General features: G+C 61.5%; 19 protein-coding genes. 10 read left to right on the plus strand and 9 right to left on the minus strand.

Going from position 1 to position 15,302, the window contains the following annotated elements; genetic code table 11:
* Positions 1-12: 12 nt before the first annotated feature.
* Entirely contained in the window at positions 13-768 is a 756-nt protein-coding gene (hutC, locus tag ACU8HS_RS24370) for a histidine utilization repressor (protein ID WP_112571210.1), read from the minus strand.
* 191 nt (positions 769-959) lie between these two features.
* On the opposite strand from hutC, the gene ACU8HS_RS24375 reads away from it, so the two are divergent.
* The 6 genes from ACU8HS_RS24375 (at position 960) to solA (ending at position 6,785) form a co-directional block, all read left to right on the plus strand.
* A complete protein-coding gene (locus tag ACU8HS_RS24375) occupies positions 960-1,802 on the plus strand; it encodes a transporter substrate-binding domain-containing protein (RefSeq protein ID WP_447016381.1) in 843 nt (280 codons plus the stop codon).
* Between the two features lie 103 nt (positions 1,803-1,905).
* Positions 1,906-2,631: an ABC transporter permease gene (locus ACU8HS_RS24380; RefSeq protein WP_447016382.1), complete on the plus strand. Its 726-nt coding sequence runs from the start codon at positions 1,906-1,908 to the stop codon at positions 2,629-2,631.
* 11 nt (positions 2,632-2,642) lie between these two features.
* Positions 2,643-3,347 (plus strand): ABC transporter permease, encoded by a 705-nt coding sequence (locus ACU8HS_RS24385; RefSeq protein ID WP_112542068.1) that lies wholly within the window; start codon positions 2,643-2,645, stop codon positions 3,345-3,347.
* A 27-nt stretch (positions 3,348-3,374) separates the two neighbouring features.
* Complete coding sequence (locus ACU8HS_RS24390; RefSeq protein ID WP_112571216.1) at positions 3,375-4,151, plus strand: ABC transporter ATP-binding protein; 777 nt, start codon at positions 3,375-3,377, stop codon at positions 4,149-4,151.
* Positions 4,148-5,641, plus strand: coding sequence for an HAL/PAL/TAL family ammonia-lyase (locus ACU8HS_RS24395; protein ID WP_447016383.1), 1,494 nt, complete (start codon positions 4,148-4,150; stop codon positions 5,639-5,641). Before ACU8HS_RS24390 ends, ACU8HS_RS24395 begins: the two co-directional genes overlap by 4 nt.
* Before the next feature lie 13 nt (positions 5,642-5,654).
* A complete protein-coding gene (gene solA, locus ACU8HS_RS24400) occupies positions 5,655-6,785 on the plus strand; it encodes an N-methyl-L-tryptophan oxidase (RefSeq protein WP_447016384.1) in 1,131 nt (376 codons plus the stop codon).
* Positions 6,786-6,827: 42 nt separating this feature from the next.
* On the opposite strand, the gene ACU8HS_RS24405 is transcribed toward solA, so the two are convergent.
* Positions 6,828-7,094, minus strand: coding sequence for a hypothetical protein (locus ACU8HS_RS24405; protein ID WP_112703021.1), 267 nt, complete (start codon positions 7,092-7,094; stop codon positions 6,828-6,830).
* Positions 7,095-7,532: 438 nt separating this feature from the next.
* Between ACU8HS_RS24405 and ACU8HS_RS24410 the strand changes: the two genes are divergently transcribed.
* Positions 7,533-8,513, plus strand: coding sequence for a LysR family transcriptional regulator (locus ACU8HS_RS24410; RefSeq protein ID WP_447016385.1), 981 nt, complete (start codon positions 7,533-7,535; stop codon positions 8,511-8,513).
* Here the strand turns inward: ACU8HS_RS24410 and ACU8HS_RS24415 are convergent.
* Both ACU8HS_RS24415 and ACU8HS_RS24420 read right to left on the minus strand, forming a co-directional pair.
* On the minus strand, positions 8,479-8,700 hold the full coding sequence (locus ACU8HS_RS24415; RefSeq protein ID WP_112571226.1) for a hypothetical protein: 222 nt from the start codon (positions 8,698-8,700) through the stop codon (positions 8,479-8,481). The two genes, ACU8HS_RS24410 and ACU8HS_RS24415, sit on opposite strands and share 35 nt — an antisense overlap.
* 2 nt (positions 8,701-8,702) lie before the next feature.
* Positions 8,703-9,254, minus strand: coding sequence for a hypothetical protein (locus tag ACU8HS_RS24420; RefSeq protein ID WP_377312993.1), 552 nt, complete (start codon positions 9,252-9,254; stop codon positions 8,703-8,705).
* An 86-nt stretch (positions 9,255-9,340) separates the two neighbouring features.
* Here ACU8HS_RS24420 and ACU8HS_RS24425 point away from each other — a divergent pair, with 86 nt between their 5' ends.
* Both ACU8HS_RS24425 and ACU8HS_RS24430 read left to right on the plus strand, forming a co-directional pair.
* A complete protein-coding gene (locus ACU8HS_RS24425) occupies positions 9,341-9,541 on the plus strand; it encodes a hypothetical protein (protein WP_447016386.1) in 201 nt (66 codons plus the stop codon).
* A 50-nt stretch (positions 9,542-9,591) separates the two neighbouring features.
* Entirely contained in the window at positions 9,592-9,945 is a 354-nt protein-coding gene (locus ACU8HS_RS24430) for a helix-turn-helix domain-containing protein (protein ID WP_112571232.1), read from the plus strand.
* A 107-nt stretch (positions 9,946-10,052) separates the two neighbouring features.
* Here the strand turns inward: ACU8HS_RS24430 and ACU8HS_RS24435 are convergent, their stop codons facing one another.
* Positions 10,053-11,237: a low temperature requirement protein A gene (locus ACU8HS_RS24435; RefSeq protein WP_447016387.1), complete on the minus strand. Its 1,185-nt coding sequence runs from the start codon at positions 11,235-11,237 to the stop codon at positions 10,053-10,055.
* Positions 11,238-11,347: 110 nt separating this feature from the next.
* Here ACU8HS_RS24435 and ACU8HS_RS24440 point away from each other — a divergent pair, with 110 nt between their 5' ends.
* Positions 11,348-11,554 (plus strand): helix-turn-helix domain-containing protein, encoded by a 207-nt coding sequence (locus tag ACU8HS_RS24440; protein ID WP_447016388.1) that lies wholly within the window; start codon positions 11,348-11,350, stop codon positions 11,552-11,554.
* Here the strand turns inward: ACU8HS_RS24440 and ACU8HS_RS24445 are convergent.
* The 4 genes from ACU8HS_RS24445 to araH all read right to left on the minus strand — a co-directional run bounded on the left by ACU8HS_RS24445 (position 11,536) and on the right by araH (position 15,287).
* Positions 11,536-12,477 (minus strand): dihydrodipicolinate synthase family protein, encoded by a 942-nt coding sequence (locus tag ACU8HS_RS24445; RefSeq protein ID WP_447016389.1) that lies wholly within the window; start codon positions 12,475-12,477, stop codon positions 11,536-11,538. The genes ACU8HS_RS24440 and ACU8HS_RS24445 overlap by 19 nt on opposite strands.
* 131 nt (positions 12,478-12,608) lie before the next feature.
* Positions 12,609-13,313, minus strand: a complete 705-nt coding sequence (locus ACU8HS_RS24450; RefSeq protein ID WP_447016390.1) for a GntR family transcriptional regulator — start codon at positions 13,311-13,313, stop codon at positions 12,609-12,611.
* A gap of 138 nt (positions 13,314-13,451) precedes the next feature.
* A complete protein-coding gene (locus ACU8HS_RS24455; RefSeq protein ID WP_112571242.1) occupies positions 13,452-14,225 on the minus strand; it encodes a FadR/GntR family transcriptional regulator in 774 nt (257 codons plus the stop codon).
* 105 nt (positions 14,226-14,330) lie between these two features.
* Complete coding sequence (araH, locus tag ACU8HS_RS24460; protein ID WP_447016391.1) at positions 14,331-15,287, minus strand: L-arabinose ABC transporter permease AraH; 957 nt, start codon at positions 15,285-15,287, stop codon at positions 14,331-14,333.
* Positions 15,288-15,302 lie beyond the last annotated feature (15 nt).

Here is a 15,302-nt window from a genome sequence, read left to right on the forward strand (position 1 = left end):
TATACAACCAGCCTATTCCTCGAAGATCTTGCCGCTGCGCGTTTCCAGCCTGTAGCGGTTTCCGGGATAGACGAGACGGGCAATGGAGACGACCTGACGGGCCGACCAGGTGCGGCGGCGGATGGCAAGGCACGGCTCGTTCTGCAGGATTGTCAGGAGCTTGCATTCCCAGGCGCGCGGCGTCACCGCTTCGACGATATGTTCCGAACCGCTCAAAGGGGCGGCGGCCGTCAGATAGGCATTGGGCGTCAGCGTCGAAAAGTCCTGAACGAGGTAGTCGGGCGCCGCCGCCGGATTGACGAAACGATCCTCGATCTGGACAGGCACGCCGTTTTCACTATGGACGATCAACGAGTGGAAAACCGGGGCGCCGATCGAAAGCTCGAGCGCATCGGCAATCTCCGGAGAGGCCGTCTCCTCGGCCAGGACGATGACCGTCGCCTCGTGAACATGGCCCCGCTCGGCAATCTCGTCGGCGATGTTGCGCACCTCGAAAAGTGCGGAATGCCCCTTGGGCTCCGCCACGAAGGAGCCGACGCCCTGGATGCGGACGAGCTCGCCTTCGTTCGCCAGTTCCCGCAGCGCCCGGTTGGCCGTCATCTTGCTGACGCCGAGCTCCGTCACCAGCTCGTTTTCGGAAGGGACACGGTGGCGCGGCGGCCATTCGCCGCTGCGGATCCGGTCGAGAATGACCTGCTTGACGCTGGCATAGAGGGGCGCGCCGTCATTCTCCGCGAGCTCGCGTTTCATCTCGTTGGAACGCTTCATTGCCTATTCCCTTTGCACGAGCGGAATCTGCTCCTAAATTCGACTTTCCTCTTGCATATCACAAAATATCTCATATGGTACCCTATACAACCTGCCGATCTGAAAATTGAACGACGGATCATGGCGGGCAAGCCGGCGAAGATCGGCACTCATTCCGCAAGGTCTGTCCAATCTCAGAGGAGATCATATCAATGAAGCTCAGCACTGCTCTTCTTTCCTGCGCGATGACGGCAGCCGCCTTTGCGGCCCCTGCCTCCGCCAAGGACTGGACGAAGGCGACCATCACGCTCGAAGGCGCCTACGCTCCCTGGAACCTCACCAATGCCGACGGCACTCTCGGCGGTTTCGAACCGGAACTCGCCAAGGTTCTGTGCGAACGCGCCAAGATCGAATGCACGCTGGTCGCTTCCGACTGGGACGGCATGATCCCGGCGCTGAATGCCGGCAAGTTCGACGTCATCATGGATGCGCTGTCGATCACCGACGAGCGCAAGCAGGTCATCGACTTCACCATTCCCTATGCCGCAACGCCGGCAGCCTTCGCAACCGCCAAGGACAGCCCGCTCGCCAATGCCGCCGGCACCGGTGCGACGATCAAGATGACCCCCGGCCAGACCGGCGTGAAGGAAATCGAAGCCCTGAAGGAAGCCTTCAAGGGCAAGACGATCGGCATCCAGGCGGCCACCGTCTATGCCAAATTCGTCTATGACAATTTCGGCAGCATCGCCGAGATCCGCGAATACAAGACGGGTGCCGACCGCGACCTCGACCTGCAGAACGGCCGTATCGACCTCGGCTTCGACGATGCCGTCTATTTCAACAACGCCTTCGAGGCCGCCAATGGCGCGCTGACCTTCACCGGCCCTGAAATCGCCGGCTCGATCTGGGGTGAAGGCGAAGGCCTCGGCATCCGCAAGGCCGATACGGACCTGCGCGACAAGTTCAGCGTAGCCATCAAGTCCGCGCTTGCCGACGGCACCGTCAAGAACCTCTCCATGAAGTGGTTCAAGGTCGACGTCAGTCCGCAAAACTGAGCTTTCAACAGAAGCCGCATTCCGTGGTCTCCGCTTTGTGATCGGAGACCGCGTGCTATTCTGACCGCCCGTCATCACGACGAAGACAGCGCTGGGAAGGCCCATGGCGACACTCGACCTGATTGGATTCGGCTCAACCGGGTGGGGAGCATTCCTCCTCCTCGGCGCCTTGCTGACGCTCTGCGTGACAGCCACGGCACTGGCGATCGGCGCCGTACTCGGCGCGATCATCGCGGCGGCGAAGCTCTCGAGCAATTTTGTGCTCGTCACGATCGGCCATATCTACACGACGGTCTTCCGCGGCGTGCCGGAACTCCTGATCATCTACCTGATCTATTTCGGCGGCTCCTCGGCGGTCACAGCCATCGGCCAGTCCATGGGTTACGAGGGCTTTCTCGGCCTGCCCTCCTTTGCCGCCGGAGCGCTTGCCGTCGGCATCATTTCCGGCGCCTATCAGGCGGAAGTCTATCGCGGCGCCTATCTCGCCATTTCCAAGGGCGAGCTCGAGGCCGCCTCGGCAATCGGCATGCATAGTGGCCTGAGGTTCCGGCGCATCGTCATTCCGCAGGTTCTGCGCCTGGCCATTCCCGGCCTCGGCAATGTCTGGCAGTTGAGCCTCAAGGATTCGGCGCTGATTTCAGTCACCGGCCTCGCCGAACTGATGCGCTCGAGCCAGGTCGCGGCCGGCTCGACCCGGCAGTATTTCCTCTTCTATATCGTCGGCGGCGCCCTCTACCTGATCCTCACCAGCCTGTCGGACCGCGTCTTCAACGGCGCCGAACGCAAGGCCAACCGCAGCATGCCGGCTTCGGCCATGGGCCAGGCATAGGGGAGAGCCGGATGGATATCGCTTTCCTTTCCAGCACCATGGTCACGCTTCTGAAAGCCGTGCCGACGACGCTGATCCTGTTCTTCCTGTCGATCTTCTTCGGCGGCCTGCTGGCGCTCGTCATCGTCTCCATGCGCGTCAGCGGCAATCCGATCCTGTCGGGCTTTGCCAAGGGTTACATTTTCGTCTTCCGCGGCTCGCCGCTCCTGATCCAGATGTTCCTGGTCTTTTACGGGCTCGGCCAGTTCGGCGTCATTCGCTATTCCTTCCTCTGGCCGTTCCTGCGCGAGCCGATGGTCTGCGCCGTCCTTTCGCTGGCGCTCTGCACCGCCGGTTATTCCGCCGAAATCTTCCGCGGCGGCATTCGCGCCGTTTCGCCGAAGGAGATCGAGGCCGCGCGCGCCATCGGCATGTCCGGCTTCCTGATGGTGCGCCGTATCCTGGCGCCGATCGCCTTCCGGCACGCGTTGCCGGCCTATTCGACCGAGATCGTGCTGATGATGAAATCGACGGCACTCGCCAGTCTCGTCACCGTCTGGGAAGTGACGGGTGTGGCGCAGCGGCTGATCTCGCAGACCTACCGCACGATGGAAGTCTTCCTCTGTGCCGCCATCATCTACCTCGTTTTGAATTTCATCATCCTGCAGGCCATGTCCCTTCTGGAATATTGGCTGTCCCGTCATCGCCGCGCCATTCCGCCGGCCTTGAAGGCATAAACCCGACTGAACGTGATTGGAGCTTCCATGCCCGGCGTAACCCGACTTTCGGTCCGCAATATCCGCAAGAGCTTCGGCACCCATGAAGTGCTGCGCGGCATCTCGCTCGATGCCGAGGACGGCGACGTGATTTCGCTGCTCGGTGCCTCCGGCTCCGGCAAATCCACCTTCCTGCGCTGCATCAACCTGCTGGAGATCGCAACCGACGGCGAGATCTGGGTCGATGGCGAACATATCGAGATGATCCACAGGAACGGCAAGACGAAGCCGGCGAGCCAGAAGCAGGTCGATCATATCCGCTCCGAACTCGGCATGGTCTTCCAGTCCTTCAATCTCTGGTCCCATATGACGATCCTGCAGAATGTCATCGAAGGACCGGTGCATGTCTTGAAGCGACCGCGGGCCGAATGCATCGCCGAGGCCGAGGCGCTGCTCGAAAAGGTCGGCATCGCCGACAAGCGCCATGCCTATCCCGCACATCTTTCCGGCGGCCAGCAGCAGCGCGCGGCGATTGCCCGATCGCTTGCCATGAAGCCGAAGGTCATGCTCTTCGACGAGCCGACTTCGGCGCTCGATCCGGAACTGGTCGGCGAAGTGCTGCGCGTCATGCGCGCGCTTGCCGAAGAAGGCATGACCATGCTCGTCGTCACCCATGAAATGAGCTTTGCCCGCAACGTCTCCAACCGCGTCGTCTTCATGCGCGAAGGGCTGGTCGAAAGCAGCGGCACGCCGGAAGAGATGTTCGGGGGCGGCGCTTCGCCGGCCTTCCGCCAGTTCATCGGCCATTTCGGAAACGGGCAATGACCATCACGATCGAGACTGTGCTTGGCTGGCGCGATGTCGCCGATGTGGCCGAGGGCAAGACTTTGGCGCTGTCGCAGGCAGCCTGGGATCGTGTTGCCAACGCAAGCCGCATCGTCGAGCGGATCGTCGAAACCGGCCTCAGGGCTTATGGCATCAATACCGGCGTCGGCGCGCTTTCCGATACCGTGGTCGACAGGGCCTCGCAAAGCAGGCTGTCGCGCAACATCATCCTCAGCCACGCCTGCGGCGTCGGTGAATTGCTGGCGCCGCGCGAAGTGCGCGCCATCATCGCCGCACAGATCGCCAATTTTGCGCATGGGCATTCTGGCGTGCGCCCCGAGATCGTCCGCCACCTCGCCGCTTTCCTCGAAAGGGACTGCATTCCCGACGTTCCCTCCAAGGGCTCGGCCGGCTATCTCACCCACAATGCCCATAGCGCGCTGGTTCTGATCGGTGAGGGCAGCGCCCGCGTTCGGGGCAGAAGCATGAGCGGCCTGGATGCCCTGACCGCGATAGGGCTTGAGCCGCTGGTGCTCGGCGCCAAGGAGGGCCTGAGCCTCGTCAACGGCACGGCATGTGCGACCGGGCTCGCAAGCGTGGCGCTTGCCCGCGCCGAGCGGCTGCTCGATTGGGCCGATGCGATCGCCGCACTCACGCTTGAGGCCGCCGGCTGCCAGATGGCGGCCTTCGACGAAGCCGTTCTGGCGCTGCGCCCTTCCAGGGGCATTGCGCGCGTCGGAGCGTCCCTGCGCGCCCGGCTTGCCGGCAGCGGGCTGATAGCGGCAGCATTCGGCAAGCGGACGCAGGATGCGCTCAGCCTGCGCTCCGTCCCGCATGCGCATGGCGCGGCACGCGATGTCTTCGATGCTTCCGCGCTTGTCGTCGACCAGGAACTTGCCTCCGTCACCGACAATCCGGCCGTATCCGGCTCGCCGGAGCAGCCGGTCGTCTCCTCGGAAGCCCATGCGGTGGCCCCGGCGCTTGCCCAGGCCGCCGACAGCCTGGCAACGGCGCTCGCGCAGATTTCCGCCATGAGCGAACGGCGCACGGACCGCCTCGTCAATCCGTTGGTCAGCGGCCTGCCACCCTTTCTGGCAAGCGATGCCGGCAGCAATTCCGGCTTCATGATCGCCCAATATACGGCAGCAGCGCTTGCCAACGAGAACCGGCGGCTTGCCGCACCGGCTTCCACCGATGGCGGCATCACATCCGGCCTGCAGGAGGATTTCCTCGCGCATCCGACCGCGGCCGCCAACAAGCTTCTCGCATTGATCGACAATGCCGAATATATCCTGGCGATCGAATTGATGGCGGCTGCGCAAGCACATGAATTTGTTGGTGACACCGCTCGAAGAGCGGCAGGCACGGATGCGATCCACAAGACTGTGCGCGCCGTCGTTTCCCCCTATGCCGACGACAGGCCGCTTTCGCGCGATATCGAGGCTCTGCGCGGACTGATCCGCGCAGCCTCGGCGCCGGCAATTCCCTGATGAGGAGATTTTCATGACCGCCCGCTTCGACGTTGCCGTTATCGGCCTCGGCGCCATGGGGAGCGCTGCGATTGCCTTTCTCGCGGCGCGCGGCGTCAAGGCGATCGGGTTCGATGCCTATTTTCCGGCCCATGCCTTGAGCTCTTCGCATGGCGACAGCCGCCTCATCCGGCTCGGTTATTTCGAGGATCCCTCCTATGTGCCGCTGCTCAAGCGCGCCTATCAGAACTGGCGGTCGCTGGAGGCGCGCCTGCGCACCGATATCCTGACGATAACGGGCGTCCTGCAGATCGGCGCCCCGGACGGCAAGGTCGTCGGCGGCACGCGAGCCTCCTGCGAACTGCACGGACTGGCCCATGAGGCGCTGGACAAGGCGGAAATGGCCCGCCGATTTCCGGCCTTTCAGCTCGACGATCATGAGATCGGCCTGCTTGACCCGCAGGGCGGGTATCTTCGTCCCGAAGCCGCCGTCATGGGCTACCTGAAGCTCGCGGCAGAAGATGGCGCGGTCCTGCATTTCGGTGAGAAGGTCACGGCAATCGAACCCGATGATGCCGGTGTGACGATCGTCTCCGGAACCGGGCGGTATCGGGCGGGAAAGATCGTGGTGGCGACCGGATCATGGATTGCCGAACTCGTGCCCCAGCTCGCCCAGGCAGCAGTGCCGATCCGTCAGGTGGTCGCCTGGTACCAGCCGCAGGATGGCTTTGCCACCCAGCCGCAGCGCATGCCCTGCTTCCTGCGGGACGAAGGTGCCGATGGTTCCTATTTCGGCTTTCCGGCCATCGGCGTCGATGGCGTGAAGATCGGCAAACATGCGCATTTCCGTGAGCCGATCGATCCCAACCAACCGAACCCGCCGGTCAACGATGCCGACAATGCGCTGCTCGACAGCTTCATCAGAAAGCGGGTTCCCGGTGCAGCCGGTCTTCGCGTGAAGGCAACGACCTGCCGTTATACGATGCTGCCGAGCGAGGATTTTCTTCTCGACCATATGCCGGGCGAAAGCAACGTTGTCGTCGCGTCGCCCTGCTCCGGTCACGGTTTCAAGTTCACGAGCGTCGTCGGCGAAATCCTCGCGGATCTTGCCCTTCACGGGCAGACCGACCTGCCCGTCGACGCTTTTTCCTTTGCCAGGATCTGAAAGCCTGCTCCGGCGAGCCGTCACGCGCGGGCGACGATCATGTCAATTCGGGACAGCCCGGATCTGCGACCTGCCGGCAATTTCCTGTTTCTCGCGGATGAGATTCAGGAAGGCACGCTCATCGAGGTTTTCGGCATCAAGCCCTTCCCAGTCGAGCGCGGTCTGCATGAGCGCCATATCCATCAGGCGCACCAGATCCATAAGCTCCAATGACGATGCACTCTCTCTCGCCGCAGAAATGAGACGGAAAAGCCGCAGGAATCCCACCGGCTCATTGCTGTCATTCACATCAGAAATTCCATCGGCCATCGCCTTGTTTTACCCCCACGCCTGGCGAAAGTTTCGCGATTGCGCAGGCCTTCCTGCGCCGGTCGCGAAACGGAAAGTTGAATCGGATCTTGCCCGCTACGAAACGCTAACAAACCCTATGAGTTGCGTAAACGATCCGACTAGATCGATTTAAACCGCAAAAATTCCAGTTATTTGTCGAAGAACAAAAAAGAGGAAGAAACATCCTATCGGTAGTATTCCTGGGTGGAGAACGACTAAAATCGACACTTCAAACGCTCAGGCTGCGACCAGCAGCACCACTTGCTGTCATCCGTCAGCAATTGCCCGTAATCGCCGATCGAGTATATTGTTGAGCCTCCACTAATACGCGAGGCGGTCGTGAACAAACCTTTCCCTCCTCTTCCATTCGGCAGCGAACGGGCCGACCTGGACAAATCGCCACTTGAAATTAGGGGATTGCTTTCGCGACCGATCTGGCGCGAGCTCAGAACCTTTCTGGCGGTTGCCAAAAGCCCTTCCTTTGCCCAGGCCGCCGAACTGCTCGGCACCAGTGCACCGACCGTCAGCCGCGATGTGAAGCGTCTTCAGGACCAGATCGGTTCGCAGCTCGTCATCTCGACCTTTTCCGGCGTCACGCTGACGGAGACAGGACGCAAGCTCGCCATCCAGGTAGCGGAACTCGATTTCCAGCTGTTTGCCCTTTCCAACGACCTGAAGGACGAGATGGAGGCCGTCACCGGGCGTGTGGCCGTCAGCGTAACCTCCGGTCTTGCCGTCGCCATTGTCGCTCCTGCCGTGCCGCGGCTGAACGACAGCTATCCGCGCCTCAATCTCGACATCCGCGAGCAGGTGTCTCTCGTCAATTTCGAGAAGAACCAGGCCGACCTGATGATTTCGCTCTCGCCGATTTCGAGAGCGGATGTCGATTGCCTCGAGATCGGCACCCTTCATCTCATTCCGATCGCCAGCCGCGATTACCTGAAGAAATCCGGCGTGCCGCAACGGCAGTTCATTTCCCAGCATGTCTATGTCCAATGCAATTATTACGACTCCGACCGGGAGATCTGGAACGGCTGGCGCGGTCTCGTGCAGGCCGGCCACCAGACCCACAATTGCGAAAATTCGCTTGCCTATTTCGCCCTCGTGCGCAACGGCGCCGGCGTCGGGCTGCTCGGCAATTATGTGCTTGCCGATCCCGAACTCGTGCCGCTCGATCTCGGCGTCCACGTCGCCCTGCCGATCTACCTGATCTCGTTCGCCAATCGCCGGCAGTCGAGGCCGGTGGCCGCCGTCTATGACTGGATCGTCGATATTTTCAGGACCAATCCGTCCTTCGCCAGCAGATTGACCTTCCCCTCCGGGCGACACGAACAGGAAGAGAGCCTGCGCAAGATGCTGGAAACTATCGCCCCTCCGCCGCCCTCACAATTTGGCTGAGCTCTTCCGAGATCGAAAGATAGGCGTTTGCGACATCCTCCAGAAAGCCGGCGAGTTCGGCCGGCTGCACTGTCGGATCGTTGATGAGACGACGCACCATTTCGGTATGCAGTCTGGTGCGCGTGAGAATTTCCTCCTGCAGCGCAGCCGTCGCGGACATGTCGCCCGCCTTGTCGATACCTGCCATCGTTACACTGTCTCGAACGAACTCGGGGCGTCCCATTGACCTTCGACCCGCAATAGCAGGGCGCTGCTGCTTTCCATGGTGATCGGATCGGAGGATGCCGGGATCGTGCCGACGACGGTCAGGTACGGCTCCGGATGGCCGGCAATTTCCACAGGCGGGCTGTCGACGATCTCCAGGTCGAAGAGGATGGTCCACAGGCGCGCCAGCCGCTGCTCGGCCTGGGTCAGAACCTTCGTATAGCCTTTGCGCGCCACATGATCGAAGGTCATCTGAATGCAACGCTTAACCGTAAAAGGGTGTCGGTACTTTTCGCGGAAGCAGGTTCGTTCATATTTGGCAAAGTCGGCGAACCAGCGGATGCGAAGGGAACCAACCGGCTCTTCGCCATCATAAAAGACGAAATGCGTGGCCTGGTGGTCATTCCCGTCGAAGATAAAGGAGGGCGAGATACCGTGTTCATGGACAAAGCAGATGCTTCGCAAGATCATTGCATCCCGGACGTGATCCGGGGTGGTTGCTACCTGGCATCGAAGATTGGGATATTTGTTCACCATCGGTCGGCCCCCTTGTCTGCACAACCCACTTCAACCCCAGAACGCGTGCCGCGCGAAGGACGAAGATTTCAGGGGGGATTTCAAAAATGACGGACCCTGCCGATCCGATGGCAACCATCATCGCTCTGTGTGCGGAAGGGGCACGCCGATTTGGCGACGATCCGCGGGCCATTGCGAGTTTCGTCGAACATGAAATCTCATTGATGTCCGAGACAGAACGGCGCCAGCTCAAAGAACAACTGACGCTTCTGACCGATGGAGGTGGATATCGGAAGCCGATCATGTAAAGACAGGTCGCAAGACTTTGCGGTTTACTGACGTATTCTTAAGGAGAGGCATGAAGGACCAGGAACTGAATTTGGCAATCGGCCAGAGACTACGCTCCGTGCGCGCCGCCCGCGGCATCACCCAGAGCGAACTGGCCGGGCATATCGGCGTCGCTTTTCAGCAGATCCAGAAATACGAGAATGGCACGAACCGCCTGTCCGTTGCGGTCATGCTGCGCTTGTGCAGCTACATGAAGGTGGACGCCGGCTGGTTCGTCAACGGTATCGAGATCGAAGCGGGGACGGGCGGCGAGGACGAGGCGGCCTATCTTGCCGCAGAAATCGGGCGGATATCCGATGAGAAGATCCGGCGCAATCTGACGATGCTCATTCACTCCCTGACCGTCACCAACCTGGCCAATTGACAGGGCTCGCCATCAACTGCCTGCCGACTGTCGTGGAAAACAGATCGCAAGATCGGGCGAAAGCGCCGCAAGCGGCATTCTTCTTTCGGCAGCGCTCCGATGAAAGATCACGCAACGACCGTTGTCCGCTGCCGGAGAGCGACATATTCGATGACGGCCGTCACAAGCAGGCTTGCCGTCGCGCCGAGAGCGACAATGTCGTTGGAGACAAAGGGCACGAGGCCCGCGATCGCGACAAGCATCGCAAGCCCGGCGACATGCGAAAGCGGCAGATGCCGCGCCGCCGCCAGCTTCACCCATATGTTGCCCGCCAGGAACAGGGCCGGCCCGCCAAGGATTGCCGAGGCGTATTTGAAGCTCGCCTCCTCCCTTGCATGCGACAACGCAAACTCCTCGCCGACCGCCGCCATGATGATGCCTGCGACGATCGGCAGATGCCCGTAGGTGAAGAGGTTATGAGCTACGGCTTCCGGTTCCGTGGCATCTTCGGCTGCCTCTGCTGCCTCGGCCTGGCCATAGTGGAAATAGATCCACCACATGCAGCCGGTGCTGAGAAAGGCGCTGCAAAAGACGGTGAAGGTCATGTCGGCCGTCATGTGGGATACGGCATTGCGCCCACCCGTCAGAATGGTCTCTCCAAGGCAGATGATGACGAAGAGGGCGCAGCGCTCGGCCATGTGTTCGCCGGAAACGCTTAGCGTTTCCTTTGGCGCGCTGCCGATGCCGGGCACGGGATATCGAAGCAGGGGAGCGGCATATTCGAAGGCGATCGCCAGTCCCCATAAGACAAGCCGCCATTCGAACTGCGCAAGGGCTCCGGCAATCCAGAGGCATCCCGCCGCCGCCGACCAGGCGGTCACGCGCAGGAACGTTTCCGCCGACTGCCGGTCCTGCGGGAAGAATGCCCAGGCGGTGAAGGCCGACCGCCCGGTCTGTATCAGCACGTAGATTGCAGCGAAGGGGAGCGCGTGTTCGCCAAATGCTTCGGGCAGCGCGATTGCCAGCAGGATGCCGGCAAGCATCAGCGCAAACAGCAGAAAGCGGACGGGCTCACGGTCCGTGTCGAGGAGGTTTGTAACCCATGTCGTGTTGATCCAGAGCCACCAGACGGCCAGAACCAGGAGGGCGGCCTCACCAATCGTCGCGGAGGTAAAGTCGGCGGCAAGCGTATGGGAGAGCTGAATCAGGCCGAACACAAAGACGAGGTCGAAGAAGAGTTCGGGAAAGCTCGCCCGCGATCTGCTCGCGTCCCGCTTTCGGATCCATTGCCTCCTGTCATCCCCCTGCTCCATTGCCACCTCTCAAGGATCCGCATAGCCGGCGCGGGCCGTTCCAACTTGCCGAGGTCATCTGCAAAATCCTCGATGAAGCCATGCACTGAAAGCTAGTGCACAATGAATGATTGGCGAGAGCCACCTCATGGCTTGCCGAGGGTAAGTCGAACGAGGAGATCGCAACAAATCTCGGTGTGGGGACAGGCACTACGAAAGCCCATATGAAGGCTATCTATGAAAGGATCGGCTCTGACGGACGCGTTGCCGCCCCCGTCATCGCCCATTCGACACCGCCGTTTGCGACATTGCCGCCATCTCAGGCGGCGTTCGGGTAGCGGGCCGCGTACCAGGCCCTGAACAGGCGGTACTGGTTTTCGAGGTGACGGCGCTGCGAGTCGCTCAGCCTGTCGGTCTCGTTGAAATGCAGCGTGTATTCCTTCTCGCCGTTCAGCACCATCAGATACTTGTAATGCAGGACGAGGTCCGGGCCTTCGTCATAGGTGGACAGGACCATCAGCGCCTCTTCGAGCTCGCGGGCGGCACTGCGGGCGGCGGCATCGCCCTTGGCTGCCTTTTCGCAGAGCGAGACGAGATGCAGCACTTCCTTCGGCAGCGCGTTGCCGATGCCGGTGATGGCGCCGCCGGCACCGCAATTGACGAAGCCGTGATAGACGCCGGTGTCGACGCCGACCATCAGCGTCAGCGCATCATCGCCCGACGTGATGTTTTCGGCCGCATAGGTCATGTCGCTCTTGCCGCCGAATTCCTTGAAACCGACGAGGTTCGAAAAGCGCGAGCGCAGGTCGAAGAACAGGTCGGCGCGCGTCGCAAAGCCGTAATAGGGGCTGTTGTAGATGACGGCCGGAAGGCCCTTGGCAGCTTCGAGAATCGCCGAAAAATGATCCCGCTGGGCCGAAACGGACGAACCGCGCGACAGCACGCGCGGAATGACCATCAGCCCCTTGGCGCCGACGGCCGCCGCATGGGCAGCATGGGCAACAGCCGACTTGGTATTGACGGCGCCGGTACCGACGACGACGGGCACGCCCGCCTCGACGAGGCGCTTGACGCCCTCCTGGCGCTGCTCGTCCGTCAGCAGCGGCCAGTCGCCCATCGAACCGCAATAGACGACGGCGGACATGCCGAGGTCGACCAATTCCCTGCCCTTGCGGGCAAGCGCATCGAAATCAGGGGTACGGTCATCCTTGCACGGCGTCATCAGCGCCGGGATGCAGCCTTGGAATACGGAACCAGTCATCGCCAATCTCTCGCTCTCTGGAAATGCCCCGATTGCGGGGTTGATGAGGCATTTAACACCTTGCCGACTTCTTGTCGACAATAAAAATACAGAAAGCGGTTTCCGTTGGCGGCGCGGAGCGGCTGGCCCGACTACAAGACCAGCCCGGCATTGTGGCGGGAATCGGCGGTGATATAGGAGCGGATCTGCCGGACGATCTGATCGGCATGCGCGGAGGCAAGGCCGTCGGCGAGGACCACGTCGCGATGGATGATGGCCTGGATCATCTCTTCGTGCTCACCGACATACTGGCGCGGCAGGATATCGTTGAAGGAGGAATAATAGAGCCTGAGAATACGGCGGCCTTCATCGAGAAGCCGGGTGAAAAGCTCGACATAATAGCGGTTGCGGCCGGCCCGGGCGATGGCGATATGGAAATCGCGATTGGTCGATATCATGCCGAGTACATCGCGCTCGGCAACAGCGGCTTCGAAAGCCTTCTGCTCGACACGGATGGCGGCGATATCGCCCTCGGCATGGTTGGCCGCGGCAAGCCGGGTCGTGACGCGATACATCAGCGTCAGCGCATCGAAGAACTCCGGCAGGCCGAGAAAATCGATATTCGAGACGATCGTCGCGCGGTTCGTCAGCGTGGTAATCAGCCCCTCGGCGGCAAGCCTTACCAGCGCTTCACGGATCGGCGTGCGTGACAGCGCGAAACGATCGGACAGCTGCTGCTCGTCGATCGGGCTGCCCGGCGGCAGTTTCAGTTCGATGATTTCGTTTCGAAGCGTCTCGTAGACCGTCGATACGCCGGAACCGCGCCGGTGCGTTTGCAGTTTTTCGGTCTCGTCCACGCGCCCATCGTCCCTTCAAGCAGCCGAGTTCACGCTCAGTCTACTAGCGAATCCACGGGTGGACTTCAAACTGAATATACTTTCTGTCGGCACGCCGAATTCTGAATGTTCCCTTCGCCGTTGCCGGAAAATCAGCGCCTATTCCTGCCTGCCCGGCTTGCCGACACGCAGCGCGTCGCTCAATTCCATGCGGGCCGTACCGATCAGCTGCTCCATCGCGAAACGCGCCGCGTCGGGCCGGCGCATGCGGATCGCATCCAGCACATCCTGATGCCGGGCGATCGCATAGTCATGGCTCTGGCTTGCCCTATTTGTCAGGCGGAAGCTGGCAAGCAGGGCGGCGCGGATGGCGGTGGCGAACTGGCGGAAAACCCAGTTGCCGCTGGCATTGATGATGGCGGTGTGGAATTCGAGATCGGCCTGGCTCCAGGCTTCGTTGTCGCGGGCATTGGCCGCCACCATGTCCTCGAAGGCCTCGGCGATCTGGGCGAGCTGTTTTGCCGTGGCATTCGCCGCAGCCTGAGCGGCGGCGGCCGGCTCAAGGAGCTGGCGGGCATCGAGCAGCGAATCGTAGAAGCTGCGGTCGTCGCTGAATTCCAGCGTCGCATCGAGGACAAGCGGATCGAGATAATTCCAGTTCTCGCGCGGCAGCACACTGGTGCCGGCGCGGGTACGCGAGCGCACCATGCCGAGGGCCGAGAGATATTGCATGGCTTCGCGCAGGCTGGTGCGGCTGACGCCATAGACTTCGGAAAGCTCCGCCTCGTTCGGCAGCAGCGATCCCTCGGCGATGTCGCCGGAGACAATCTGGCCGATGAGCTTCTTCAAAAGCTCCTCGCGCACGGTGCGCCGCCCCTGTTCGGGCTTTGTCACCGCGCTCCCCGTTCGCAGAAGTCCCGATCGCGTGCTCATTGCATCCCCCGTACTGCTCGCCTCGCCGTCACCATGAGCAGCGCCACGCTTTCTCATCAATGGACAACAGCAGACCCGGCTGGCTTCTCCCAAGAAATCTCATCGTCACGCGCGGCTGCCGCGTCCGGCGGCCGACGAACGCATATTGTCGAGCAGGACGGCGATCAGAAGAATAAGACCGCGCACCACATATTGATAGAAGGCCTGGATGTTGAGCAGGTTCATGACGTTTTCGGCAATGCCCATGATCAGCACGCCGACGATCACGCCCGTCATCGCCGCCCGGCCACCGGCAAGCGAGACGCCGCCAAGCACGCAGGCCGAGATGACGGAAAGCTCGAGGTCGGTCGCCGCGTTCGGCTGGCCGGATGTGATGCGCGAAGCCAGCAGGATACCGGCAATCGCGCAGACGAGGCCCTGCAGCGCAAAGATCCAGATGCGCATGGTGACGACATTGACGCCGGCAAGGCGCGAGGCCTCCGGATTGCCGCCGATCGCCAGCGTGTTCTTGCCGAAGACGGTGCGGTTCAGCACGAAGCCGAAGACGATGAAGAGCAGGATCATGATCCAGATCGGCGTCGGCACCGTCAGGAAGCGCGACAGCGCCAGCTGATAGAAGGCCGGATCGTTGATGCCGACGGCGCGGCCGTCGGAAGCGATCAGCGCCAGGCCGCGGACGATCTGCATGGTCGCCAGCGTCGTGATCAGTGCATTGATGCGGAAGCGGGCGATGACCACGCCGTTGACGACGCCGACGATGCTGCCGCAGATCAAAGCGGCGAGCAGGCCGAGCGGAATGGAGCCGGTCGAGTTCGACACCATGACGGCAATCATGCCGGAGAAAGCGACGGTCGAGCCGACCGACAGGTCGAAGTCGCGCGAGGCAAGGCAGAACATCATCGTGCAGGCGACGATGCCGATCGTCACCACCGACTGCAGGAGGCCGAGCATGTTGCGTTCGGTCAGGAAGCTCGGCACGGTCAGCGAGACGATCACGAAGGCGATCGCGAAGATCACCACCAGACCCTGTTCGCCGAGAAGGATTTTTTTCAACGCGTTCATGACTGCTCTTCCTGA

Source organism: Rhizobium sp. KDH_Rht_773_N, assembly GCF_052946295.1.